The sequence below is a fragment of the Mediterraneibacter glycyrrhizinilyticus genome (genome assembly GCF_015560805.1).
Classification (GTDB): Bacteria; Bacillota; Clostridia; order Lachnospirales; family Lachnospiraceae; genus Schaedlerella; species Schaedlerella glycyrrhizinilytica_A.
In genome coordinates this window covers 1-24762 of record NZ_JADMSO010000012.1, presented here as the reverse complement: position 1 = coordinate 24762, position 24762 = coordinate 1, and the positions used below count along the sequence as shown (strand labels likewise).

21 protein-coding genes, 7 tRNA genes, 1 rRNA gene and 1 riboswitch are annotated in these 24762 nt (G+C 45.2%); of the genes, 2 read left to right on the top strand and 27 right to left on the bottom strand.

What is annotated here, in order from left to right; translation table 11 throughout:
* Positions 1 to 33: 33 nt before the first annotated feature.
* The 6 genes from hydA to I2H87_RS11440 all read right to left on the bottom strand — a co-directional run bounded on the left by hydA (position 34) and on the right by I2H87_RS11440 (position 8732).
* Positions 34 to 1446, bottom strand: coding sequence for a dihydropyrimidinase (gene hydA / locus I2H87_RS11465; RefSeq protein ID WP_117551628.1), 1413 nt, complete (start codon positions 1444 to 1446; stop codon positions 34 to 36).
* Between the two features lie 156 nt (positions 1447 to 1602).
* Positions 1603 to 3057 carry an NCS1 family nucleobase:cation symporter-1 gene (locus tag I2H87_RS11460; protein WP_022152141.1) on the bottom strand — a complete coding sequence of 485 codons (1455 nt, stop codon included), beginning with the start codon at positions 3055 to 3057 and terminating at the stop codon, positions 1603 to 1605.
* A 288-nt stretch (positions 3058 to 3345) separates the two neighbouring features.
* On the bottom strand, positions 3346 to 4062 hold the full coding sequence (locus I2H87_RS11455; RefSeq protein WP_009268801.1) for a response regulator transcription factor: 717 nt from the start codon (positions 4060 to 4062) through the stop codon (positions 3346 to 3348).
* Complete coding sequence (locus I2H87_RS11450; protein WP_195610044.1) at positions 4037 to 5983, bottom strand: cache domain-containing sensor histidine kinase; 1947 nt, start codon at positions 5981 to 5983, stop codon at positions 4037 to 4039. The genes I2H87_RS11455 and I2H87_RS11450 overlap by 26 nt, the downstream gene beginning before the upstream one ends.
* A gap of 131 nt (positions 5984 to 6114) precedes the next feature.
* Positions 6115 to 6729 (bottom strand): nucleoside recognition domain-containing protein, encoded by a 615-nt coding sequence (locus tag I2H87_RS11445; protein ID WP_195610043.1) that lies wholly within the window; start codon positions 6727 to 6729, stop codon positions 6115 to 6117.
* A complete protein-coding gene (locus tag I2H87_RS11440) occupies positions 6726 to 8732 on the bottom strand; it encodes a DUF885 domain-containing protein (RefSeq protein ID WP_083460843.1) in 2007 nt (668 codons plus the stop codon). The genes I2H87_RS11445 and I2H87_RS11440 overlap by 4 nt, the downstream gene beginning before the upstream one ends.
* A 119-nt stretch (positions 8733 to 8851) precedes the next feature.
* Between I2H87_RS11440 and I2H87_RS11435 the strand changes: the two genes are divergently transcribed.
* A complete protein-coding gene (locus I2H87_RS11435; RefSeq protein WP_009268806.1) occupies positions 8852 to 9379 on the top strand; it encodes a spore maturation protein in 528 nt (175 codons plus the stop codon).
* A 15-nt stretch (positions 9380 to 9394) separates the two neighbouring features.
* Here the strand turns inward: I2H87_RS11435 and I2H87_RS11430 are convergent, their stop codons facing one another.
* Entirely contained in the window at positions 9395 to 10177 is a 783-nt protein-coding gene (locus I2H87_RS11430) for an inositol monophosphatase family protein (RefSeq protein WP_009268807.1), read from the bottom strand.
* Positions 10178 to 10426: 249 nt separating this feature from the next.
* Here I2H87_RS11430 and I2H87_RS11425 point away from each other — a divergent pair, with 249 nt between their 5' ends.
* Positions 10427 to 11080 carry an ABC transporter ATP-binding protein gene (locus I2H87_RS11425; RefSeq protein ID WP_022152154.1) on the top strand — a complete coding sequence of 218 codons (654 nt, stop codon included), beginning with the start codon at positions 10427 to 10429 and terminating at the stop codon, positions 11078 to 11080.
* Here the strand turns inward: I2H87_RS11425 and I2H87_RS13845 are convergent.
* The 20 genes from I2H87_RS13845 to I2H87_RS11325 all read right to left on the bottom strand — a co-directional run.
* Positions 11064 to 12314, bottom strand: coding sequence for a sensor histidine kinase (locus I2H87_RS13845; RefSeq protein WP_195610041.1), 1251 nt, complete (start codon positions 12312 to 12314; stop codon positions 11064 to 11066). The genes I2H87_RS11425 and I2H87_RS13845 overlap by 17 nt on opposite strands.
* A gap of 41 nt (positions 12315 to 12355) precedes the next feature.
* On the bottom strand, positions 12356 to 13081 hold the full coding sequence (locus I2H87_RS11415) for a response regulator transcription factor (protein WP_195610039.1): 726 nt from the start codon (positions 13079 to 13081) through the stop codon (positions 12356 to 12358).
* Positions 13068 to 13886 (bottom strand): DUF975 family protein, encoded by an 819-nt coding sequence (locus I2H87_RS11410; protein ID WP_195610037.1) that lies wholly within the window; start codon positions 13884 to 13886, stop codon positions 13068 to 13070. Before I2H87_RS11410 ends, I2H87_RS11415 begins: the two co-directional genes overlap by 14 nt.
* Positions 13887 to 14039: 153 nt before the next feature.
* Positions 14040 to 15077: an RpnC/YadD family protein gene (locus tag I2H87_RS11405; protein ID WP_195610036.1), complete on the bottom strand. Its 1038-nt coding sequence runs from the start codon at positions 15075 to 15077 to the stop codon at positions 14040 to 14042.
* 374 nt (positions 15078 to 15451) lie between these two features.
* Complete coding sequence (rsmI, locus tag I2H87_RS11400) at positions 15452 to 16303, bottom strand: 16S rRNA (cytidine(1402)-2'-O)-methyltransferase (RefSeq protein ID WP_195610084.1); 852 nt, start codon at positions 16301 to 16303, stop codon at positions 15452 to 15454.
* Between the two features lie 4 nt (positions 16304 to 16307).
* The gene (locus tag I2H87_RS11395) at positions 16308 to 17018 is read right to left on the bottom strand and encodes a tRNA1(Val) (adenine(37)-N6)-methyltransferase (protein ID WP_195610035.1); all 711 of its coding nucleotides are present in this window, start codon (positions 17016 to 17018) and stop codon (positions 16308 to 16310) included.
* Between the two features lies 1 nt (position 17019).
* Positions 17020 to 17898, bottom strand: coding sequence for a PSP1 domain-containing protein (locus I2H87_RS11390; RefSeq protein ID WP_022152156.1), 879 nt, complete (start codon positions 17896 to 17898; stop codon positions 17020 to 17022).
* Between the two features lie 3 nt (positions 17899 to 17901).
* Complete coding sequence (holB, locus tag I2H87_RS11385) at positions 17902 to 18897, bottom strand: DNA polymerase III subunit delta' (protein ID WP_195610034.1); 996 nt, start codon at positions 18895 to 18897, stop codon at positions 17902 to 17904.
* A gap of 302 nt (positions 18898 to 19199) precedes the next feature.
* On the bottom strand, positions 19200 to 19811 hold the full coding sequence (locus tag I2H87_RS11380; RefSeq protein ID WP_195610033.1) for a nucleoside/nucleotide kinase family protein: 612 nt from the start codon (positions 19809 to 19811) through the stop codon (positions 19200 to 19202).
* 20 nt (positions 19812 to 19831) lie between these two features.
* Entirely contained in the window at positions 19832 to 21277 is a 1446-nt protein-coding gene (locus I2H87_RS11375) for an aminotransferase class I/II-fold pyridoxal phosphate-dependent enzyme (protein ID WP_009268814.1), read from the bottom strand.
* Between the two features lie 152 nt (positions 21278 to 21429).
* A complete protein-coding gene (locus tag I2H87_RS11370) occupies positions 21430 to 22095 on the bottom strand; it encodes an energy-coupled thiamine transporter ThiT (RefSeq protein WP_009268815.1) in 666 nt (221 codons plus the stop codon).
* Positions 22096 to 22182: 87 nt separating this feature from the next.
* Positions 22183 to 22289: riboswitch (TPP riboswitch) on the bottom strand.
* A gap of 123 nt (positions 22290 to 22412) precedes the next feature.
* Positions 22413 to 23768 (bottom strand): MATE family efflux transporter, encoded by a 1356-nt coding sequence (locus I2H87_RS11365; protein WP_022152159.1) that lies wholly within the window; start codon positions 23766 to 23768, stop codon positions 22413 to 22415.
* A 105-nt stretch (positions 23769 to 23873) separates the two neighbouring features.
* Positions 23874 to 23946, bottom strand: a tRNA-Lys gene (locus tag I2H87_RS11360).
* A 40-nt stretch (positions 23947 to 23986) separates the two neighbouring features.
* Positions 23987 to 24059: transfer RNA gene (locus I2H87_RS11355), tRNA-Phe, on the bottom strand.
* 20 nt (positions 24060 to 24079) lie between these two features.
* Positions 24080 to 24153 (bottom strand) — tRNA-Met (locus I2H87_RS11350).
* 32 nt (positions 24154 to 24185) lie between these two features.
* A tRNA-Thr gene (locus tag I2H87_RS11345) sits at positions 24186 to 24258 on the bottom strand.
* 42 nt (positions 24259 to 24300) lie between these two features.
* A tRNA-Tyr gene (locus tag I2H87_RS11340) sits at positions 24301 to 24382 on the bottom strand.
* 7 nt (positions 24383 to 24389) lie between these two features.
* A tRNA-Val gene (locus tag I2H87_RS11335) sits at positions 24390 to 24462 on the bottom strand.
* Positions 24463 to 24487: 25 nt separating this feature from the next.
* Positions 24488 to 24561: transfer RNA gene (locus I2H87_RS11330), tRNA-Asp, on the bottom strand.
* 75 nt (positions 24562 to 24636) lie between these two features.
* Positions 24637 to 24762, bottom strand: a 23S ribosomal RNA gene (locus I2H87_RS11325); the annotation flags it as partial.

Sequence of the window (24762 nt, the reverse complement as noted above, 5' to 3'; positions counted from 1 at the left end):
TATATTCCGTATTCCTTAAGATTCTATACTTTTTTATCTGAGGCAGGAAGACTCGTCTTTCAGATCCCGCGTCTTCCGATGGATAAACTCACCGGCGCCGCGCGCTCCTGTGAACCGGTTCTCTTTTGCGATCACATTTCCGCGCTGCATTACAAGATCGATATATCCCTTCACCGGTACGCCCTCGTATGCCGTGTAGTCAACCGCTCCATGCATATTGGCATGTGTCAGCGTCTGTTCTCTTTCCGGATCCAGAATGATCAGATCGGCGTCCGCTCCCGGTTCCAGGATCCCTTTCTTCGGATACAGACCATATACTTTCGCCGGATTGGTGCAGGCTACTTCTACAAATCGATTTAAACTGATCCGGTTCTTCATCACGCCCTCGGAGAACAAAAGGATCATACGCTCCTCCACTCCCGGAGCTCCGTTCGGGCACTTCGTAAAGTCATCTTTTCCCATCTGTTTTTCAATCCCGTAATTAAACGGGCAATGATCCGTCGCAACGATCTGGATCTCTCCGTTCTCCAGACCTTTCCAGAGCGCTTCCCTGTCTGCGTCTGTCCGAAGCGGCGGCGACATGATATATTTCAATCCGTCCTCGTCTTTATATTTCTCCTCCGTCATGGTCAGATACTGCGTGCACGTCTCCACGAAAATATTTTTCTGTCCGGCTTTTCTCGCTTCTTCCACCGCTTCCAGACTTTCCTTACAAGACAGATGCACGATATAGACCGGAGCGTCTCCTGCCAGTTTTGCAAGATACAGCACGCGCCTGACTGCCTCCGCCTCCGCAATATTCGGTCTGCTCTTCGCATGATAGATCGGCGCAGTCTTTCCGCTTTCCGAATATACTTTCTTCAAATGTTCCACCACATCATGATTTTCACAGTGAAATGCCGTGATCCCATTCAGTTCTTTCATCCGCTTCAATACTTCCAACACACCGTCGTCATTGATCTTAAATCCATAAGTCAGATAGACTTTTACACTCGGCACACCGTCTTCTACCATCGATTCCAGTTCGTCCAATATCTCGTCGTTCACATGCTGGACTGTTCCGTGAAATCCATAGTCGATCACAGCCTTATCGTCTGCCAGTCTGTGGTATTCGTTCAACTGATGATGCAGATTGCATCCGGCCGGTCCGAACGCCATATGATCGACGATCGACGTCGTACCGCCGCAGGCTGCCGCCACCGTTCCATCATAAAAATCATCCACCGCTCTCGAAAATCCGACATCCAAATCCATATGCGTATGCACGTCCACTCCGCCCGGCAGCACATACTTTCCTGCCGCATCAATCACCTGCACCTCATCGGATGCAAATTTCTGCTCCAGATTTGTTCCGATACAACTGATCACACCATTTTCGATACAGAGATCCGCCTCATACGTCTCCGATGGCGATACGATCTTTCCATTCTTCACGATAGTTTTCATTACAGAACCTCCTTTTCCCCGTGCATTTTGTGCAAAATATTGTTACACTTTTCAGCTACATTAGCGTCAGTGTGCAAGAGAAAATACGCCTTGTACACCGACGCTACCCCCAGAGGATCAGCAAGTCCTCTGAGGGTATACTTCGTTCACTCACTCTTATTTTCGCGCGATCTTGATATAAATAAAATATACAAGTCCTGCGCCGATACTTCCGATCACATACGCATTATCAAAGATAAATTTGATCGGTGCAATATATTTTGCAGCGAAAATAATGATCATAGACGCAAGGAAGATCACAATGATCGGAATATTAAATCCGCCTTTGTAATTATATTTTCCTCCGTCTTCACGGAACAGATCTACGAGATCGATTTCTGTCTTATGCTCAAACAGATAAGATACAAGATACAATCCGGAAATCGGTCCCAGCAGAGCGCCAAGCATTCCACATACATTATATATCAATTCATATGCGCTTGCCAGTGCATTCCACGGCTGTGCAAATAAAGCAAGGATCGCTGCGATCAGAGCCGCCTGTTTATACGAAACCTTTTTGTGGAACAATGTCGCGATCACATTGGTCGGCGGTACAAGGTTGGCGGCAACATTCGTTGTCAGCACTGCCATAATGATAAATAATGAAAAGATCACAACAATGATCGGATTTTCAAATTTGCTGACCAGAACCGCCGGCTCCCAGATCGCCTCATGGAATGCAAGCGCCGCACCCGCTGTTCCGCAGATTCCTACAAATGAAATGAACGCTGTCATGATCGGCGCTCCCGCAAGCTGTCCTGCAAACTGTGCTTTCTGTGTCTTACAGTTCCTCGTAAAATCTGCCATAGACAATGCAATTCCGCCGTCAAATGCGATCATAGACGACAACGCCGGGAAGAACAATGTCCAGAAATTCTTCGTAGGATCTCCCTGAAGCGACGGCTCGGAAAGCAGTTTACCGATACTCCAGTCCGCTGTGCTGATTCCCCATACGATAACGATAAAGCTTAAGACGATCAGTACCGGAGCCGCATATTTTTCCAGTTTCTGTACCGCGCTGGAACCGGATCCCGCAATATACACATTCATCAGCCAGAAAATAATAAAGGAAATAAATAAACCTTTAAACCCAAGACTTCCCCATGCCGGGATCAATGCGGTGATGATCGCGTTGACAGCCTGTCCTCCGATCCACGCCTGCACACCGAACCAGAAACATCCGAGTACGCCTCGCACGATCGACGGAACTACCGTTCCTTTCGCTCCGAATACCATTTTGCTGAGCATTGGATACGTCAGACCATATTTCGTACCGAAATGTCCGAGTATCACTGCGAAGATCATAACAAGCGTGTGTCCAAGAACGATCGTAAACAATGCCTGTGCCCAGGACATTCCCGACACGATCAGACCACTGGCGACCTGATAGACTGCGATCGACACGATCATGCCGATCCAGAGATTTCCCATATCCCAGGCGCTCCATGTTCTCTCTTTTCCGCTCAGCGGTTTCGTGGAATCTGCATAATTATTTTTATGCTTTTGGATCTCTTCCATTCCCTGTGGGGTCAATTCCACAATGTCCCCTGTCTGCTTTTGAAAAACTGCCATACTTTAACCTCCTTCTCTCTTCACTTTTTTCATAACGACCTTACGGAACCGCTTTCCTGCATCTTTTTTCTGCACCGTTTTCCTGCATTGCATTCATAAAACAGTTCCCATCTATTTTTCATTTTAATAAAGTATGACATTTTTTCAATGTGTAAATCCTATGCTTTTGTGTAATATTTTCTGTTTTTCGATATTTCCGTTTATTCTTTTGTATATTTTATCCATATTGTCAGTGTATAAGGGGAAATACGCCTCTTCGTACACTGACACTCCCCCTATTTTTACAAATCAACGGTTCCGATATTCCGTCGGCGTCATCCCATATTTTTTCTTAAACATGTTACTAAAATATCTTCCGTCATGGATTCCGACCATTCCGGATACATCCCCCACGCGATATTCGGCATGATCCAGAAGCTGACATGCCTTTTCCAGACGGTATTCCGTCAGATATTCGGAAATGGTCTTTCCCGTATGTTTTTTAAACAGCTCGCTCAGATAATTCGGGGAAAGGTAAAGCTGATCCGCTATTTCTTTGATCGAAATTTTTTCGGAATAATTCAGCTTTATGTAGTCTGCCGCCTTTTGTACAAACAGATTTGGGATCTTTCCGGAATCTTTCTCTTTTTCTTGTTTTCCGCCCAGCTTTTTTTCCGTCTCTTCCAGAACGCATATCAGTTCCCTCGGATTTGTCGGTTTTGTCAGATAACGGCTGACCCCAAGTTCGATCGCCCGCTGTGCAAACTGAAAGTTACTGTACCCGCTCAAAATGATGATCGCAGTCTTTTTATCCCGTTCCCGGATACGCGCGATCAGTTCCAGCCCGCTGATCTCCGGCATTTTGATATCCGTGATCATCACATCCACCTGATTCACCGCGAGATATTTCAGCGCATCCGCCGCATTTTCGTAAGCGCCCGCAACCTCCCATCCCTCTCGTCTGGTAAGGAGATTTGATAATCCGTTCCGGATTTTCGGTTCATCGTCTATGATCAAGATCTTCATCCTCCGCAGCTCCTTTCCTTTCACTTATATGCTCAGATTCTCCTCCACCCGGAAGCCGCATCGTCACGATCGTTCCGCGCCCTTTTTCGCTCTCGATTTCAAGTCCGAAGCGCTCTCCAAACAACAACTGAATCCGTCGGTATACGTTGCGCATCCCGATCCGTTTCCTTTTTAAAGCATCTCCTGACGCTTCTTCACTCAGAACGGCTCCCTGCATGTTTTGATCACTGCTGTTTGTATGATAAATCTGTTCTCTGCATCGTTTTAGTTCCTCTTCTGTCATCCCCGGTCCGTTGTCGCACACCCGAATAAACAGACATTTTTCATTTTCTGCGGACTTGGCCGCATCTTCTTCATTTTCCAAATCTGCTGACTCCAGAGCTGCCGAAATACAGATCTGACCGCCCTCTTTCATCTGCTCAATGCCATGCCGGATCGCATTTTCCACGATCGGCTGTAGGATTAACTTCGGAACCTGACACGACATCACGTCTTCTTCAATCTTCATCCGTACCGAGAGACGCTCTTCCAACCGGTTCTTCTGGATACGCAAATAGCTTTGGATATAATGAAGTTCTTCCTCCAATGTCACAAGATCCGCATCTCCATGCAGGGAATATTTCAGGATATCCCCCAGCGATACAACCACATCACTGATTTCCATCTCATTTTTTTCAATCAGCATCCAATTGATCGAATCCAACGTATTGTATAAAAAATGAGGATTGATCTGCGCCTGAAGCGCCGTCAGTTCTGCATTTTTCTGTGCAAGTTTCTGCTGATATACTACATGGACCAGTTTGTGGATTTCCCTCACCATATAATTAAATGTCCGGATCAGCTGTCCCATCTCATCCTTTTTCTCTGTTTTGATCTGAACTTCAAAGTCTCCGGTCTCCACTTTCCTCATCCCGTCTGCCAGCATCCGTACCGGTCGGGTAAACGTATAGGAAAGGATCGATACCCCTATCACTGCCGCCAGCATGGCACAGATCACAACAAACAGGATCTTTCTCTGCAAAAGAGCCGCCTGTGGAAAAAAATCTTTTTCCGAAACGACGGAATAGGTCTCCCATCCGGTCAGTCCATTATACTGCCTGCATGCAAAATATGTTTCCCCGTTCCATTCGAACTCATATCGTCTCGTTCCCGAGTCTCTCATTTCTTTTACTTCATCCATCCATTCATAAGTCATATTCCGGTTGGAACTGATGATCTCATCTTTCTCATCCATAAGAAATGTATACTGATTCTGAAACATACTCTGATTATTGAGCATCAGAGCACTAAATTGTCCCGGGTGCAGTTCGATCACAAGATAATTCTCCGTTTTTTCAGAATTTTCCGCGTCGAGTGAAACCACAAGACTCACAACCGGATCGCCCGGCTGCTGACAGATCGGATCTCCGATTCCGAGCCAGCTTCCCGACTCCGGCTGTTCCTCCGCCAAAACGGCACACTGCTTCAACCTCTCATCGTCGATCACCTCCGGCATCCCGGTTCCCTGTCCGCCCCATCGGTCTGCTTCCTGTCCGGACATTCTTTCGGAATAGCAATATCGAATCTGCCCCTCTGCATCCACCAGTAAAATATCCGAACAAACGCCGACCATCTGCGCCATATTGTCGATCCATGCATCCAGATAAGGTATAAACTCCCCCTCTGCCGTCAGATTTCCCGCTTCTTCCTCCATCAATTCTGTCACCATCGGATTCTCTTTGATATTCTCCGCCAGCGTCGTCACCTGATCCACCCAATTGTTCAGTGAAATATCAATTCGGTTGATCGTATCTGCCATTTCTTTCTCTTTGCTCTGCAGCACCAGTTCTTTTGCATCCTGATAGGAAAAATATCCGATTACAGATCCCAATATCAGCACGAGCAGTATAAATGAAAGAATCAGTTTTTTTCTCAATGTCATCTTGATCGCTCCCCGGAAATGTCCGTCGCCGGGTCGGCGGCGCCACTTTAAAATCAAAACACTCTGCTGTTAACTGTTATCATAGCATACATTTCTGCGGACTTCTATATTCTCTCCACGCACTTACTTTCCTATTTCTTTTTTATCCACCCCATCCCTTTGCAGAATGCCACCGCCACCGCGGTGCTCACCGCGGTCGCGACGATCCCTGCTCCAACGATCGCTGCCGGATTCACGCTTCCGTACTGACTGCGGTACGCGATCACGTTCACCGGAATGAGCTGCAGAGATGATATATTCATGATCAGAAACGTGCACATTTCATTGCTTGCCACTCCCGGTTTCCGGATCGGTCCCGGCGCTCTTTTCTCCCGCCTCTCTTTTTCCAGATCGGAAAGCGCTCCCATTGCCTTGAGCCCGGCCGGGGTTGCCGCCCAGCCAAGCCCTAAAAAGTTCGCGATAAAATTCATGCAGATCGGCGCATTCGCCTTATGTCCCGGTGGAATCTGAGGAAATAAAAAACGGATCAGGGGACGCATTTTTTTTGACGCCATCTCAATGATTCCCGCCCGGGTCGCGATCTCCATCAATCCTGTCCAGAACGACATCACCCCCATCATCGTGATGCAAAGCGTCACCGCATCTTTTGCAGACTCCAGCGCCGCATTTGTGATCTCCGGCATCTTGCCGCCGAACGCTCCGAACAAAATTCCCACTGCGATCATTCCCGCCCAAAGGTAATTCATGATGTTTCTTCTCCCATCTCCCACATATATTTTTCCACCAATTCAAACGGCGCAGGACCGACTTTCAACACAGCCTCATGGAACGCTTTCTGCGGGCTGTCCGCTCCCATCTCTTTTATCCAGATTTTCTTCAACTCCAGAAATTCCACATACCCGATATAATATTTTAAATAATTTCCCGGCGCTCCGAGGATCAGATCGTAAATCCGGTCTGTCACCGCCGTATCTTTGATCCCATAATTTGAGAAAAATGCTGCCAGATCCGCGCGGCTCCACCCATGATAATGGATCCCGATATCTGCCAACGTATAAATTCCCAACAAAATCGAGCTGTTCTTCTGGAGCAGAACTGCCTGCGCTTTCGGAAACGGCGCCAGTGAATAACTGCACATTTCCGCATAAGTTGCCCAGCCCTCCACATATCCTCCGAAATTCAAAATATTCCGGATCGGAGCCGGGTTCGTTCCCGCATAATATACCGTCTGATATAAATGTCCCGGATACCCCTCATGTGCCAGCGTCGTATACAATGTCAGCGTATTTCCCATATGTGCCTGATTGACATAGATCACATTGTCCTGATAGTCATCGATCGCCGGGATCATATAAAATGCCGGACTCAAATGTGCCTCCATCGCTTTCGGAACATACTTCACATCCACATTCGTCTTGGGGGGCTCCGGAAAACATTTTTTTATCCCCTCTTCCAACTGTTTTAAAATAGAAACCGGATTCGGAGCGGTAACTGCTTCCACCTGCGCAGACGCTGTCTCCTGCGCCTGTTCGACCACAGCGTTTCTTTTTACTGTGTTTCCCCGCTCCGCGTCGGTTCCTGCATCTCCCTGTCCTGCGTTTTCCTGTTCAGCATCCCCTTGTTCTGCATCCCCTTGTTCCGCATTTCCCTGCCCGGCACTTTCATCTGCATTACGCTTCGGCTGTGTATTCTGCCCGATCCCCAGCACTTCCTCCATCGCTTCCAGATCTGCAACGATCTGTCGTCTTGTCAGATCTTCCATCTCCTCCACTGTTCGTTCAGATCCGGTCTCCTCGCGCACAATCTGCTCATAATACGCCGTCCCGTTCGGAATATAGCAGAGCCCCTGCTCATTTTTCCCTGTGCCTTTCAACTCCTGCACTTCCGCTTTCAGCTTTCCGTATGCAGGTAGGACATAGCTGTTCAGTGCCAGCGCATTTTCCTGTATGTACTCGCTCTTCTCGCTCTCATTCAATTCTTTTACCTGCTTGATCCTTTCTACGAATGTAGAAATCAGATAGTTATTTTCGCCCATTTCCATAAATGCGGTACATTGTTCCATCACCTGATCCGCCGCTGCATCCGACATGAACAATCCTGCTTTTGATTTCTCTTTTTCAAAATCGATCAATGACTCAAAATATTCCGGTGTCGTACGCATCAGTTCCAGATAAATTTCCACATCTTCCCTGCACGTCAGTGGATACTCGGAAAGCAGTACCGGAAGCTGTGTCTGCACTCCACTGACCAGCCCGAGCGGCTCATCATATAAAATATATTCGGCGTCATCTGCCATCAGCTCCAAATAATATTCCAAAATATCGTATGTCAGACGGTTCTGCACATCCAGCTTCTCATAGAGAAAAGTTTTCAACATTTCCTGTAAGTTTTCCACAGAAGCCTGTGTCTCTTTTCCATCTACCGTAAAATTTCCAAATGTTACGGTACTGTGTTCAATCCCATATGCTTCCGGTTCACGCAGCGTATAATGAAGACTTACTGTATTCGACTCCAGTTCTTCACAAAAAACCCGCTCCGTGAATTTCTCAAATTTCCGGTTCTGTCCCTCCTCCGAATTGCTTTTTCTGCCAAGAAAAAACAAACCTGCTGCCAGTCCGGCAACTAGGAACACGCCTAACAGATACCTGGACGATTTGGGAAGTTTCCACCTCTTCTTCTGCTCTGTTTCCTCCCTCCCTGCGCATTTTTGAAAAACTGCCGTTCCATTTTTTTGTACGTTTTTCCGCAAAATAAAAACTCCCCGGAATACTTTGCTTATACTTATTTGTAAAAACAAAGATTTATTCCGAGGAGCCGGCATATTCTGTTAAGAACCTTATAACATCTCCTCATGATAAGGAGCATCCTATGAAATTATTTTTATATCTTTCTGATTTTATCGTGCCGTTCCTCATTCTTGCGATCATCGTATACGGAATCCTGATGGGAACCAATGTCTATGACAATTTTATCAAAGGTGCAAGGAGCGGTTTCCTGACCGTGATCAAGATCATGCCGACGCTGATCGGGCTGATGGTTGCAGTCGGCATTCTCCGTGCATCCGGATTTCTTGAATTTTTCGCCCGTCTGATCGGAAAAATAACGCTGTATATCGGCTTTCCCGGTGAATTGGTCCCTCTGACTCTCGTGAAAATGTTTTCCTCCTCCGCAGCTACCGGATTGCTCCTGGATATTTTCAAAGAATATGGAACAGACTCCAGACTCGGATTGATCGCGTCGATCTCGATGTCCTGCACCGAAACCATTTTTTATACAATGAGCGTCTATTTCATGACTGCCAAAGTAACAAAAACACGTTACACCCTTGCCGGCGCTCTTCTTTCCACGCTGGCCGGTCTCATCGCCAGCGTCGTGCTTGCAGGATGGATGGTTTGAGCAATTCGGTCATTTTCAATCTGCCGATTTAAAAAGCTGTGTTGCCTCTTTCCAGCACTGCCGTCCTGCCGCGATCACAGAGCACGGGCGATCCAGAGTAACCATTCCGCCCTCCAATGTGGAAATGAATCCGCCTGCCTCCATCAGAATCAACGATGCTGCCGCATAATCCCATGGATGGAGCATCAGTTCTACATAGATCCCATTACTTCCCGAAGCGACCCGGCAAATGTCAAGCGCGGCGGAACCGCTGCTTCGGATCGCAAGCGTATGGAGATACAGTATTTTTGCATATCGGAAAATGCGGTCCGTCTCGCTCGTATCATTTGAATTATATCTGGCACAGCCAAATGCAGCCAGATTTTCCCCAAGCCCTTTTTCACTGCTGTGGATCCGCTTTCCGTTCTTGTATGCGCCCTCTCCTTTGACCGCCGTATACAATTCTTCTGTATATGGATTGTACACAACGCCGAACTGCATCCGTCCTTTCCATGCAAGACCGACGGAAACGCAGCTGAATTTATAATCAAAGATAAAGTTGGTCGTACCGTCGATCGGATCGATAATGAAACAATAACCGTCGCCAAGTTCCTGACGGATCCCGTCTTCCTCCGCAAGGAAATTCGCCTCCGGAAGAAGCTGGCGGAAATTCCGGATCAAAAACGACTGCACATCTTTGTCATATTTTGTGACAAAATTGGCGATCCCCTCTTTGTCATAGACCGGGATCTCCGCTTCATGCGCCTCCCGGATCATCGCTCCCGCCTGTTTTACTATCTCGATCAACTGCTCGTACATCTTACCTTTATACCTCACTCTTATCTTATTTTCTGTTTGTCTTTCCCTATGTTACCGTCTGGATACTTCTTTGTCAAACCCAAGTATCAGATAGAGGATCAAAATACAGGTTTATCAAACTCATTGTTTTACATTTTTTAATATGGTAAAATAAACATGTCTTCAGCATGCAGTCTTGCGGAAATGTATGTTCTTTGTATGCTGTGGACAGCATAATAAGATACTCGAAATGAATGTGAGGTAATCGTTATGGCAAGTGTGACTTTAAAAAATTTAAATAAAATTTATCCGAACGGATTTGTGTCGGTCAAAGATCTCTCTCTTCACATCGCAGACGGAGAATTTGTCACTTTCTATGGTCCAAGCGGCTGCGGAAAATCCACAGTCCTCCGAATGATCGGCGGACTTGAGGATATTACTTCCGGAGAGATTTATCTCGGCGACGATCTGCTCAACGATATTCTCCCGCGCGACCGACATCTTGCAATGGCATTTCAAAATTATACGCTATACAATAATTTCAACGTCTACGACAATATGGCTCTCGGATTGAAACTACGCAATATGCCCCGCAATATCATCGATACCCGGGTAAAACAGGCTGCGGATTTTTTCGGCATCTCTCATGTCCTCCACAAAAAAATCCGTTCCGTCAGCGACTCGGAAAAGCAAAAAGCCGCGCTTGGACGGGCAATCGTATTTCACCCGAAAGTACTGCTCCTTGATGAAGATTTCGCACATCAACAGGAAAAACTGCGCGAAGAAATGCTGCGCGATGTCAAAAAGATCCACCGTAAACTTGGACTTACGATCCTCTATGTTACCAATAAATACGACGAAGCGATCACGCTCGGAACAAAGATCGTCTTCATGAAAGACGGACAGATCACCGAAGTAAAGTAGTATCCGCAACGTCGGTGTACTCATATGTTTCCCCGGTCAAAAGCCGGGGAATTTCTATGCAAAAAGCTTTTGTATATTCTTCCGAATTGTTGAAACATCTATTCTCGACCTGCTGTTCCAGTGTCAATGTTCCCCCATGCATCTCTATGATTTTTGCTGAAATCCCAATCCCCAGCCCGCTTCCGCTCTTCTGGCTTCTTGAAGTATCTCCCATTACAAACGGGTCAAAAATATGCTCTGCCAGCTTTTTTTCTATTTCCGACCCCGAATCCACAATTCGGATGTACCAGTTTTTTGCCTGTTCTTCCAGAGAAACCCGAATCTTCGTTCCTTGGGGATTATGTTTTACGGCATTCACAAGCAAATTTATAACTGCACGCGTAAACTGCATCGGATCGATCTGCGCCATACATTGTTTTTCCGGAATCACAACTTCCAACGCCATTCCCTTGTCCTCTGCATCCATATAGATCCCCGCAACACATTCCCTCAACAATTCGGAGAGATCTTTTTCTTCTTTTTTTAACTCAAACCCCTCACTGTCTAATTTCACATAATCAAACAACAATGTGATCAAATGGCTCATCTGCATTGACTTTGCATGAATCGCCTTTAAATACTCTTCCTGTTTCTCTTTAGAATCCACCATGTGATCGACAAGCGCCTGCGCATATCCTGCAACCGTCGTAATCGGTGTTTTCAGATCGTGCGCCATGTCCGACAAGAGAAGATTTCTTCTCTGTGTAAACGTCTCCTGCTGTCTTCGGTCATATTCGCGGATTTTTTCCACCTTTCGGACGATCATTCTGCTGTAAATAAAAATCCCGATTAAACAGGGCAGTAAATAACAAAGCAATACTCCTGCCACTGTAACAAATATCAAAAGCAGATTCCGCGCGTCCATCTCCTCCATTCCAAAAGAAACATATTTTTCAGCAACATTTCCAAACACCAGCAAAATCGATTTCGGAAGCAATGTTCCCAATGTCAAATCGAAAAATCGAAGAAGAACCAGCCACAACACCGAGAGCAGCATCAAAATCCGTTCTGAAGATGAGATTCCTGTCGGAAAAATTTCTGTATTGATATATGTGTTGATCATTGGGATCAAACCTTTTGAAACTGCCATATTTACGATAATTTCCGTAAAGAGCACAAGTACCATCATTGCGATCAGACGCAAAATAAAATAGCGGTTCAAATGTTCTGTTGGTTTATCCGTTTCATTCCCCACTTTTTACCTCCAATGCCTCCCGCTGCTCAACATTATTTTCATTACTTCCCATCATTTGGCTTTGCTTCCCGGTTCTCGCCGCAAAATCGATACCCTAATCCCCGTATCGTTTTAATATAACGATTGCCGTCATCCGAAAGCTTCGCACGCAGCTTACTGATGCAAACCATCACGTTGTTATCATCCTGCATATATTCACTTTCCCATCCCGCTTGAAAAAGCGCCGATTTCGTAAATACTTTTCCCGGATGTTCCATAAACAAGTGCATCAGTCGAAATTCAACCGAAGTCAGTTCAATCTGTTCCTCTCCGCGATACAGTGTACATGAATCCAGATTCAACATCAGATCTGCCGCACAAATCACGCTTGCTTCTTCTTTTTTCTTTCCGCTGCCGAGTACATAAAACCGTCGGATATTGGAATGGATCCTGGCTACGGCTTCCAGTGGATTAAACGGTTTCGTCAAATAGTCGTCGGCTCCGAGATCCAAGCCTAAGATCCGATCCGCATCGCTGTCTTTTGCCGATAAGATCAACACCGGTATATTATTTTCTTTCCGTACTTTCCGAAGCACGGAAAATCCATCTAATTCCGGCATCATAATATCCAGTACAAGCAGATCCACCTGCTCCTTTTTCAATAACTCCAAAGTCTCGATCCCATTCTGGCTTTCCAGAACCCGATACCCGTCTTTTTCCAGATAGAGCCGGAGTAGTTCCCGGATCTCCGGCTCGTCATCTGCGATCAAAATACTATATCCTGTCATAGCTTTCCTCTTTCACTGCCTGATAAAATGCTGCATCTGTACTATATTGATAAGGATTTGAATAAAAGATTCCCACAAGACCAAATGTCATCGCAGACAGGAAATTCCACAATATAAACGACAGGTCCAAAACAAACGCACGCCATTTATTTCCTTTCATTAATTCCCGGCTCTTTGCAAATGCTTCCTTGGAATCCAATTCCGTATCTTCTGCCAGAAGATACGGGATCAGCCGGTATTCATAACTTTTAACGATACCCGGTATTATAAACAAAAGTGTCCAAAGTACAACTTTCACATCCATAAAGAACATGATCTTTACACTATTCTTATACGATTTATCAAAGACATAACCAAGCTCTTTAATATCCGCATTTTCCCGCAGATTCAGGTAAAAGAACCGGCGGCATCCGATTTCCAACGGATTTAGCAGAAATACATCGATCACCACTGCTATCCCTAAAATAATTACAGCTGCCGTAACAACCCAGAATACAAAGAACGCAAACCCTGTATCCGTCATTTCATCGATTTTCAAAGAAATCACAGATATCTCATCATCCGTTGTCTCTTCAGCCTCCATATTTCCCATCGTATTCTCCGAAGAATACGATGATTCAGAGGACTCCACAGACTCTGTGGAGTCGGAAGCTCCTGAAGATGATCCAACTGATGCGCCTCCCGCCATACCGGCACTACCTGCCGCAAATGTGATGATGATCGCCGCAAGCACTGCTTTCCAATAGTTCCCCCGCATCCGGATCTTTCCGGTTTCTTTCATTTTCTTTCTTGACCATATACTCATCTCGTTCCCTCCTTACAACTTTCAATGATTTATTTTCTTTGTTGTAAAGAGTATATCACCTGCGTCTTAAACTACAATGGTTGAAACCTTAACGTAACCTTATTTTCTCCCCACCGAATGTATTGTCCTTTGTACATCGACACTATCATTTTTCTATTCCAGAATCTGTTTCACTTTCTCTTCCGAAATCCCGCAAATCTCGGCAATCTCCTCTAATGACTTTCCTGCCTGTGATAACTTAAAGATTCGTTTTGCAAGAAGCAGCGCTTTCTCTTCGCCCTCACGGAATCCGGACTCTCTACCTTCACGAATGCCATCCTCTCTGCCTCTCCGCAGACCATCTGCTTCACCCTCACGTCGTCCCTCTTCCCACGCTTCTTCACGTTCCATACGCAAATGCTTCTCCTGATCATATTCAAAGATACTCATCGCTTTTGCCTCCGCTCTGTGTTTCTCCAGAAACTCTTTTAAAACGCCCTCATCTATACACTCGCAAATTGCCCGTTCCACCGCATCTTCCAGACTTATTTTCTCTGTATACTTACGGATCTTATCTGTGTAAATTGCATATTCTTTCAGCGTCTGACAAGCTTCTTTCAAATTCTGATTATGTGTTCCGTTGATATTCAGCATCGTCGCTTCCAATTCCAACTTATAAGACTTATCTTTCACCGTATACATATCAGATAGCCGCAGCACCTGACGATCCGGGCAGTCTTTTCTGCCATTATAGAAAATAATAAACTCCGGCGTCGGAATCTCTACGAGCCTTGTTCCGTACAAATTGACATCTTTTGTAATACTTGCGTATTGATTCGCAATATAAAGTAAAAATCGAAGCGGCAGATTCGGATTATACGTCGACTGATGCTCGTAGAGAGAAAGCCTGCCGTCGATCAGAAACGAAACATCATTCTTGATCGACATGTAAATGGCATTTTCCAGTGTATTGATTTCCAAAAGTTCCGGGTCTGTATAATGTTTTCCACTAATTGCATTATAAAGTTCCAACAGATTTTTCTTGTCCTCAAACAGCATAATGAATACGGTTGATTTGAACGTCCGGTTGACTGCCGGCATTGCCGCATCACTTTTTCCTGTTTGATCGCTCGTCACCATGCTGTCTTTCTCCACAACATTATCGTTTGCCGCCAAGTTATCATTGATTACCATGTTTTCATTGTTTCCCATATGCAATTCCTCCTGTGTAATAATCGTGCAGAAAGAATAAACATTGAAATATACTGAAAGCACATTGCCACTTCACATAACAACAAATATGTCACTTTCTTTCCCGAAAAATTCTCTCTGCTGTTGTAATTTGAAACCAAAAGCATTGAGATTTTCCGGATGTGTCAATAGAATGTTGGACGCGGTTCTCACCGCTCAGAACGAAATCCGTCAGAAATATAATGCTTTTCCAGTATGATAGCACAAACAGAACACAAATACCAGCAAAACTTTGTCCGGCTCAAATGCAAAAATGCCGTTGGAGAATTGTTTTGTACTATACGCATCCACACTTCTCCCCCGACATCCGGATATTAACACCTAAATATAAATTTTTATTTCGCATCCCGCTCCAGATAGTTATAAATCTCCCGTTTCGGAACGCCGCGGTCTTTCGCCACCAGTTTCATCGCCTCTTTTTTACTGCTTCCCTGTGCTAAATATTGTTCCATATGCTGCTCGATCGAAAGTTCTTCCCATTTTGCTTTTTCTTCCTGTTCGATTTCTTCCCGGCTTCGTCCCTCGATCACAAGCACACATTCTCCTTTTGGCTCATTTGCCGTATAGTAAGCCGCCGCTTCCGACAATGTGGCACGAAATGCAGTCTCATGCCGTTTTGTCAATTCCCGGCATACTGTGATCTTTCTCTGCTCTCCAAGACGATCTCTAAGCAATTCTAAAGTTTTGGTCAAACGGTGCGGCGCTTCGTAAAGAATCATCGTCCTCGTTTCGCGTTCCAATTCCGCCAGCACTTTCTCCCGCTCTTTTTTATCCGTTGGAAGAAATGCCTCGAAAGCAAATCTTCTTGTGGAAAGTCCCGAGATCGTCAGCGCCGTCACGCACGCCGCCGCTCCCGGAAGAGAGGTCACCGAAACTCCCGCCTCGTAACACATCTGTACCAGCTCTTCACCCGGATCGGAAATTCCCGGTGTTCCGGCATCTGTGATCAATGCGATATTCTGTCCCTCCAAAAGCCGATCCACCAACTTTCTTCCTTTTTCATATTTGTTATATTCATGATAACTGGTCATCGGCGTCGTAATCTCAAAATGGTTCAAAAGTTTGATACTGTTGCGTGTATCTTCCGCCGCGATCAGATCCACTTCTTTCAAAATACGGATCACCCGAAAAGTCATGTCTTCCAGATTTCCGATCGGCGTTGCACACAAATATAATGTTCCCGGCATCATTTTACTTTCCCCTTTCATACATGATGATCGGCGGTTCCACGGTCACACGCGATTTACCGCCCTTTAATCCCTCGATCATCACCATCGTCGGTTCCTTATCAATATACGGATGCACAAACCGGATCCGTTTCGGTTCAATCTTGTACTGACACATCTTTGACAAAATCTCTGCCAGCCTGAACGGCTTGTGTATCATATAAAACCGACCTTTGCTTTCTTTCAAAAGCTTCGCGCTCTCCCGCAGAATATCGTCCAACGTGCAGAGTACTTCATGCCGGGCGATCGTTCTGGCATCACCGTCATTCTGTAATCCGTGATGATTTAACATATATGGCGGATTCGTTGTAATCACATCAAAAGAGGCGGCGTCAAACAACTCCGCCGCTTCTTTTATATCTCCTGTTACAATCTCGACTTTTTCTTCCAAATGATTATACGAAACACTTCGTCTTGCCATGTCCGCGCTCTCCGGCTGGATCTCCAGTCCTGTAAAGCGGGAGCCTTTCGTCTTTGCCGAAAGCAGGATCGGGATCACGCCTGTTCCCGTTCCGAGATCCAAAAGCTGTTCCCCCGGTTTTACTTTTGCAAAATCCGTCAGGAGCACCGCATCCACACCAAAGCAAAAACGCTGCGGATCCTGTATGATATAATATCCGGAAAGCTGCAGGTCATCCAGACGCTCCCCGGGTTTTAAAATGTTTTCTTCCGTCATCCTATTGCTTCTCCAATGACGCCAGTTTCTTCATCTCTTCCTTAGAAACTTTCGCTTTTTTTCTGCGCGGTCTGAATTTCAGTTCTTCCGCTTTATATTCCCGGATCTCTTTTTCGTCATTTTCCAGATTGACAACCACTTTCACCTGTCTGCGCAGCACGCTCAATGAATGTACGGTTCCGGTCAGACCATCGCTCGTTGTCACCGTATCTCCGACGGACGGAAGCTGACTGTTCAGTTCTTCATACGTCTCTTCCTCATTCGTCAGACAACACATCAGCCTGCCGCATACACCGGAAATCTTACTCGGATTCAAGGAAAGATTCTGCTCTTTTGCCATCTTGATCGACACCGCCGCAAACTCAGACAGATACGTACTGCAGCAAAGCGGTCTTCCGCAGATTCCGATGCCGCCGCGGATCTTCGTCTCATCCCGCACACCGATCTGCCGCAATTCGATCCTTGTCCTGAAAACAGCCGCCAGATCCTTTACCAGCTCGCGGAAGTCAATTCTTCCGTCTGCCGTAAAGTAAAACAACACTTTATTATTGTCAAACGTATATTCCGCATCGATCAGCTTCATGTCCAATCCATGTTTACGGATCTTCTCAAGGCAGATCTTAAACGCTTCCTTTTCTTTCTCTCTGTTCTTCTCCTCGGTCTTATGATCCTGCTCCGTCGCAATACGGATCACGGACTTCAGCGGCTGGATCACCTCGTCGTCCGGCACTTCTTTCGGTCCGCTCACGACCCGTCCGAATTCCACCCCGCGGGCAGTCTCTACAATTACATTATCTCCCTGGCGGATTTCCAGTTTCCCCGGCGAAAAGAAATAAATCTTTCCTGCCACCCGGAATCTCACTCCGATTACTTTCACCATGTTCTAGTTCTCCTTTATTGTCAATAAAAGCAATTCCATCGTCAGTTCAAAGTTTACATTTGCTTTCAGTCTTGCTTTCGCTTTTTCCAGTCCATCCAGAATATTTTCGATCCCCTCATAGGAACTCTTGCTGGCACGCTCTTTGATATAACGCATCTGATCGGAAAATACGACCCGATCCACATTTTTCGTTGCTTTATAAATCAACACGTCCCGGTACCAGATTGCGATCACATCCAGATAATCTGTAATATCCATCTTAAATTCCGTACATTTCTTCACTGCGCCCATCAGTTCTTCCGTCTGCATATCATCAATATTGCGCAGCAGATGAACCGCTTCTTCTTTCACTTCATTGAAATGCTCCGAAGTCGCAAGCGCGATCGCTTTTCCCATATTGCCCTGCGCAAATGCGACACAGATGTCCGCCTTATAATCCGGAATCTCCATCTGTTCCATCAGATATTTTTTTACAAGTTGGTCTTTGATATTCCGAAGCTTGAGCATCACGCATCGGGAACGGATCGTCGGAAGCAGTACTTCCGCATTCTCCGTCAATAACAGGATCACCGCATATTCCGGCGGCTCTTCGATCGTTTTCAACAATGCATTCTGCGCCTGCACCGTCATCATGTCCGCATCCGCGATAATATAAACCTTATAACGGCTGCTGTAAGGCTTGATCACGATATCGTTGTTCACCTGCTCGCGGATCTCATCTACACTGATCGAAGACGGTTTTTCATGTGTCACCCTGATAATATCCGGCTGGTTTCCACTGATCGCCTGCTTACAGGACTGACACTTTCCGCAAGCATCTCCGTCCGCCTCACGATCATGGCACTGCAGGCTCATTGCAAATAGATTCGCCAGAAGTTTCTTACCGGATCCCTTTTCCCCATTCAGAATATACGCATGGGAAACCATCCCGGAATTCACTGCATTTCCTATATATTGTATAATATTCTTATGTCCTACTACGTCTTTAAATCCACTCATATTCTTCACCTGCCGCCCTTTTTCTGCTTTGTGTTATGGGATCTCCCCAGGCTACACGGTTAAGTATAACATACTTCCCGAAAAAGTTATAGTTCCCTCAGATTTTTATCAGATTTTCTTAATAGTTTCTTTCCTGTTTTTTACACCATCTTTATTTTGTGATCACAATTCCGAAACAATTATTTTTTATTATAATCTCATACAAAGCGAACAGCTTTTTTAATATAAATTAATCCTCTCATTCCTTTTTCGGCCGGTGCTATAAAAGCCCGGCTTTTCTCATGTCCGGGTTTTTCTGTCGTTTATCTTTCTCTGTGTACCCGTTCCCCGTTCTGATCTGAAACAATGAACCGGCAGATTTCTTCCACGCATGTTTCAAATTCCACATTGCAAAATCTTCTTTCTATCCCTGCCTGTTCCAGTTTTTCTTCGGAAAAATCATCCTGATCCGCCAGAAATCTCCGGCACATCTCCGCATATTTGGGATTTACCTGCTGCTGTTCCCGTTTCAGCGCACGCTCCAGCCGAATGCCGTCTTCCACCTCAATATAGATCCCGATCACTTTCTCACTTCCAAAATACCGACGCATTTCCGCATAAGACTCCAATGTCCCGATCACAAGATAATCTTTTTCGTCCAGAGAAATCTGTCCGTCATTCACTGTAAAATATTTCCACACGCCGCACTTTGTATTGTACGCACGCAGTTCGATCACACGCCCCTCCTCTTCCAGCTTTTTTAAGCCTGTCTCATCTGTAAAATAATACTCCACCCCATCGCGTTCTCCCTCTCGGATCGGACGTGTCGTGTACATTGTGATCTGACTTAGTTCCGGCATCCGCTTTTGGATTTCTTTAAACACCGAATCTTTCCCGGAAGAGCTTTTCCCCATAATATAATAAATTTTTCCCATTGCTATAACCTCAATATCTCCTAATTATTCTCACAATCTATTTTGGAAAGAACTTCGATCTGTCCTTGCCGCTTCAATCCCTCAATTTCAAATCCAATGGAACGATATTCCAGAAGAAGCCGTATCGCTTCCTCCGAAATCCGTTCTCCCGGCACAATGAGCGGGATTCCAGGCGGATACAGATATGCATATTCCGCTGAAATCTGACCGACTGCCTCATCCCATCGAACCGACTTCCGTCTTTGCTCCCGATTTCTCCTGTTCCATACATCCCCACTGCTGCAAATTTGCTCTAACTGCGGAAGTATTCCGATCTTCACACTCTTTACAGACAAATCATCTGTCGTCTTCTGAACTTCCCAATTCATATCAATTTCAAATAAAGCGTCCTCAAGCCGTTCCATTCCGGCATCTGTATCACCGATCGACGTCATTGCAATGATATAAGCCCCTGCCGCCATCTCCATCTGCAAATGATAATGTTCCAACAATTCTTCATACAGCTGCTTTCCTGTAAGCATTGTATTTTTTGTGGAGATCACGATTTTGGATCTGTCAAAATGCTCAGATTCTTCTAATTCCAGATTTTTCAGTTTTCCCAGTTTCTTTCTCGTTCTTTGCAGACGGTCCGCATATTTTGAAAACAATTCATCCGCTTTCGTCTCAAGAAGTCCCATACATGCATCGATACCTGCCATCAAGATATACGAAGGACTGCTGGATTGAAACATATGCAGATATTTCCGTACAGCCTCCCGATCTGCCAGATTCCCATTCATATGAAATAAGGCCGTCTGGGTCGGAGCAGGCAGCGTCTTGTGGACACTGTGGATCACCACATCCGCCCCCTGCTGATTTGCATTTTCCGGAAAATATGGATGAAACCCGAAATGTGCTCCATGAGCTTCGTCAACGATCAACGGAATGCCGAATTCATGAACTGCTTCTGCAATCGCCCTGATATCCGAAACCACTCCGTCATAGGTCGGGGAAGTGATCATGACCGCCTGGATTTCTTTCCCATATTTCCCAAGTGCTTCTCTCACAGCTTCCACTCGGATTTCTCCGTTTAATCCCGTCCTTTGGTCCATTTCCGGATATAAATAAACAGCATGCAGTTCATTGAGCTCAATCGCATGATACACCGATTTATGACAGTTTCTCGCTATAAGAATCCCGCCGCCTCGTTTTGTGCATCCCATGATCGCGCTCAATATACCGGCAGTGCTTCCGTTGACGATCCAGCACGTCTCTTCCGCATGATACAGATTTGCCGTACGTTCCTGCATTTCTTTTAAAATTCCCTTTGCATGATGAAGATCATCAAAGCCATCTATTTCCGTAATATCTATCCCGTAAGGCAGAGCCGCTCCGGTCAATCCTCCGTTCCGCTTATGTCCCGGCATGTGGAATCCGTAAAAATCAGATTGTTCGTATTTTTTTAGTTCGTCATACAGCGATTTCATAATGTCCCCCGGCAACTCCTGTCTTTATTCATTTTATTTTAACATGGTCAAAATCCATTGTAAATGATTCGTTCTTTTACAAAAAATTTTTAAAAAAGTCAATAAAAATTCCGGCAGACTTTACATCCACCGGAATCCTACATTCCTCTTAATTATGCCAACGCCGATTTTTTAACTTGTCCAAGTCCTTTTACAACTGCCGGAATACTTATGATGATGACCGTGATCACAGCTTCCGCAAGCAGAAAGCTGTAATTATATACGATCGGATAAACCGCTTTTAATGACTGCGGGAAATTCTCCGGCATATAATCCATCCAATACAAGTATCCGCCTAATGCATGAAACGCACCTCGGGCGATCACCGCAGCAATATATCCTTTCAACAGTCCGTGACTGCTTTTTGCAAAAAATCCGGCAACTCCAAGCGCTGCAAACGCAAGGATATAATCACAGCATACCTGGAAAAATGAAAGTACATAAGGCTCCTGCAAAAACTGCATAATCCCATATGCCAGACCTGCAAAGATCCCAGTCTGAACGCCGTACCAATTTCCGATCAGCACGATAAAAAGCATACTGCACAGAGTCACACTGCCTCCCCATGGAAGTGAAAATAATTTCAAATAGGACGTCACATATGCCAAAGCAATGGCCATTGCACAAAATACAAGCTGTCTTGTTCCCATTTTCTTTTTCTCAGAATTTCTTCCCGCAAATAAAATTGCCAGTACAAACAATGCGATCCCCGCGATCGCACAAACGACATATCCGGCTGTCGTCAAACCCCCCTCCGCATTTACCAGTAAATCAAACATAAAAAATCCTCCTTATTTTCTTTGATTGAAAACAAGGAGGACTCATCTTTCGTATCGTATCAATAATAAAATCTGATCGAAAAATCAGCACACCGGTATAGACATATCCTACGTTGGCATTATCCAAATCAGGTTATGGGTCGAAGTCTTACGCTTCCTCTCAGCCTGCAACACAAGCTCCCCTTGTCATCAACTTAACAGGTTTAATCTTATCTTTTTTTCCGGTTTCTGTCAATATACTTTTCTCACTTATCCACAAACTTTTCCAATATCGAGAAAGTTTTACACATTTTACTTTATTTATCCTCACTATGCACTTATCTCACAAGCGACTTATCTTTCCATTTTTCACTCTTAATTCTCAAAAATGAAACACTGGCTCCAACACCCCATCCAATCGGTATAGACCACCAGATCGCACTGGATCCGATAAAATGTGCCAGTAAATAAGCTATAAATACGCGCACAAACAAATTAGACATAGAACTTATCATAAACGCTTTCATATCTCCGGCGCCGCGAAGAAGTCCGTTTCCCACAAACAAAAATCCCATCAGCACGTAAAACATAGATACTGTTTTCATGTAACTCATTCCATATCCCATTGCACTGCCTTCCGCCCCCGCATTTAAGAAGAGTCCCAACAAATTTGGACCAAATAAGAAAATTACTCCCGTGATGATCAGAGAAAAGATCAATACCATTAACATACTTGCCCGATACCCTGCCGTTACCCGCTCCGGTTTATCTGCACCGATATTCTGAGCCGTATAGCTGGACATCGCATTGGAAAAATTCATATTCGGAAGCATCGCCAGAGTATCAATTTTTGTTGCCGCGGTATATCCTGCCACAAAAACTTTTCCATAAGAATTGACAAGTCCCTGCATCATCATCATACTCAACGAAACCATAGACTGCTGAAGCATGGACGGAATCCCGACACGGGCAATCCTCGCCGCTGCAGACCGCTCAAACAGCTTTGGTTTGATTCCCTGGCATTCTTCCTCACTTTCCATCCGCTTTAGTCGTTTCATCAAAACAACAAAAGAGATTACAGCACACATCCCCTGTGCGATCAATGTCGCCCATGCCACTCCTGCTACTCCCATATCAAACCGTATTACAAATAAAAGATCCAATCCAATATTTGTAAGCGCAGATACCATTAAAAAACGAAGCGGTGTATTACTGTCGCCTAATGCATTATAAATCCCATTTAATGTATTGTATAAAAAAAGAAAAATTGCCCCTCCGAAATAGATTCTCAAATAAGACAACGAATCATTCATGATATCCGGATCCGTTCCGAGAATTTTTAAAAGCGGAGACGCAATCAATTCACCAATCCCCATAATTCCCAGACCGATCACTCCAAGAAGTATCAATGCAGTAAAAATCGTTGTTTTCATAACTTGAATCTGACCAGCTCCATATAGCTGTGAGATCACAACCGTACATCCCATTGATAATCCCGACGCGATCGCCACTGCCAGGAATACGACCGGAAAAGAAGATCCTACTGCCGCTAATGCATCTTCTCCAACAAATTTACCAACAACCATAGAATCTACCATATTGTAAAGTTGTTGGAATAAATTGCCTAATATCATCGGCATCGCAAAAAGAAACAACAGTTTTAAAGGTTTACCCTCCGTAAGATTTTTTACCATTTCCAAACACTTCTCCTCTTTATATTTTCGATCTCCATGATATATTTAACAGCAAAAAACAGCGGAAACCCTTGCTATGCTTGAGTTTCCGCTGTTCTTCATTCATGAGCGTGCGGGGATTCGAACCCCGGACAACTTGATTAAAAGTCAAGTGCTCTACCAACTGAGCTACACGCCCGTATTTCATTATATTGTCCGCCTGTTTCTGGCAAACAAAATGCCCAGAGCCGGAATCGAACCAGCGACACGAGGATTTTCAGTCCTCTGCTCTACCAACTGAGCTATCTGGGCATAAGACTTAACGTCTTGAGTTGCGGGGGCAGGATTTGAACCTACGACCTTCGGGTTATGAGCCCGACGAGCTTCCAGACTGCTCCACCCCGCGATATTAAATTATATTATCTCTTTTTGAGATAAAGCCGATGATCGGACTCGAACCGATAACCTGCTGATTACAAATCAGCTGCTCTGCCAATTGAGCCACATCGGCTTACTATGAGCCTTTACGGCAATGATGATCTGAATCATCAAATGGATGGAGAAGGATTCGAACCTTCGAAGGCGTTGCCAACAGATTTACAGTCTGCCCCCTTTGGCCACTCGGGAATCCATCCATATAAGTGGGGCCTACAGGGCTCGAACCTGTGACCCTCTGCTTGTAAGGCAGATGCTCTCCCAGCTGAGCTAAGACCCCATGTCATCTGTTACCAGATAACGAACGACCCAGAAGAGACTCGAACTCTCGACCTCCGCCGTGACAGGGCGGCGCTCTAACCAACTGAGCCACTGGGCCGTATTTAATTGTTGAAGGTATGTACCTTCAAAACTACATACAAAGAATAAACACCACTTTGTTCCTATCACCTGTCTGGTTATGCCCTCGACCTATTAGTAACAGTCAGCTCCATGTGTTACCACACTTCCACCTCTGCCCTATCTACCTCGTCGTCTTCAAGGGGTCTTACTAACTTGACGTTATGGGATATCTCATCTT